This window comes from Kitasatospora sp. NPDC056076, from assembly GCF_042266305.1.
Classification (GTDB): domain Bacteria; phylum Actinomycetota; class Actinomycetes; order Streptomycetales; family Streptomycetaceae; genus Kitasatospora.
Map to the genome: position 1 here is coordinate 1 of NZ_JBHJWG010000144.1, position 1,035 is coordinate 1,035.

The 1,035-nt window shown below is 40.1% G+C and carries 1 protein-coding gene and 1 pseudogene; one reads left to right on the top strand and one right to left on the bottom strand.

Translation table 11 applies throughout. The features are described 5' to 3' along the window. A partial coding sequence (locus ACFC1T_RS38490) for a hypothetical protein (protein WP_375897486.1) occupies positions 1 to 184 on the top strand: 184 nt, incomplete at its 5' end. A gap of 314 nt (positions 185 to 498) precedes the next feature. On the opposite strand, the pseudogene ACFC1T_RS38495 reads toward ACFC1T_RS38490, so the two are convergent. Beyond that, positions 499 to 1,035 (bottom strand): annotated as a pseudogene (locus ACFC1T_RS38495) (hypothetical protein); the annotation flags it as partial.

Sequence of the window (1,035 nt, forward strand, 5' to 3'; positions counted from 1 at the left end):
TGTACAGCAAGGGGTCACTCCCAATAAAAAGACTACGACATATAAAACAGGTTTAGCTTCAGAGAAAAAGAGCATAAGGAAACTCGGTGCCACCCTAAAAAAAAGGGTGTCAAACAGGCTGTGCCTGTTGAGTTTCTATGCTCTTAGAACAGGTGCCGTTTTTGAAGCCAAAGATATAGCATAGATACCCCATAGATATAGCAGGGATATACCAAAATATCTCTAGAGATACGGGTATCTATGCTATATCTCTCTACAAGATTCCTCCACACGCTTGACGGAAATGCTTCAGCATTTTAGCACTCACTCGACAGAGTGTATAAGTGCGCCATTCGGAATTTCAAAGCTTCAAATTTCACAGAGAGTGCCCATTTATACACACCCCCTAAATCGTGGTGTGACAATGGGTTCTCGCCGGCTCGAAATCGGTTTGTCATTCTGACAAATAACCCTTCGGGAAATAAAAAAAACGGCTCCATAAAGAGGAACCGTTTTGCTTCAAAAATCACGTTTTGTGTTATACTGGAGAAACGAAATTGTGTTTTCAAAATTGTCATTTTCGACATGATAACTTTTCTCGTAGTGTGGTTTTGCCGAACCCACTACTTTTTTTATGTCTCCGAACTTCATTTCTTCCCGTTCCGGCTTAACAATCCCTTTTGATTTTCGATACATATTCATTCCGGAAGGATACATGTGCAGCCGTCCGCCTTTTAAAAATTTCTTTTCCCGACCTTCTACGATCTTTGTTTGCACCTCACAGCCCTCTGAAGCCACTTTTAAGGCTGTTTCCCTGTCTTGGACATCTTCTAGGTCTATATCAGTCAAATAAGCGCTCAAATAGGCTCCTATGTTGTCTATATCCTTTAATGACTTGATTGTTACAAATCCTAAACCCCATAGACTCCTTAATTCAGCATTTTTAATATAAATCTTATCCAAATCATTAAAGCGCATTAAAACATGACAATGCCAGGCTCCACGTCCTTGTGGCTCTACCACCGATAAATAATCTATCGAACTTTCTTTCTTGTA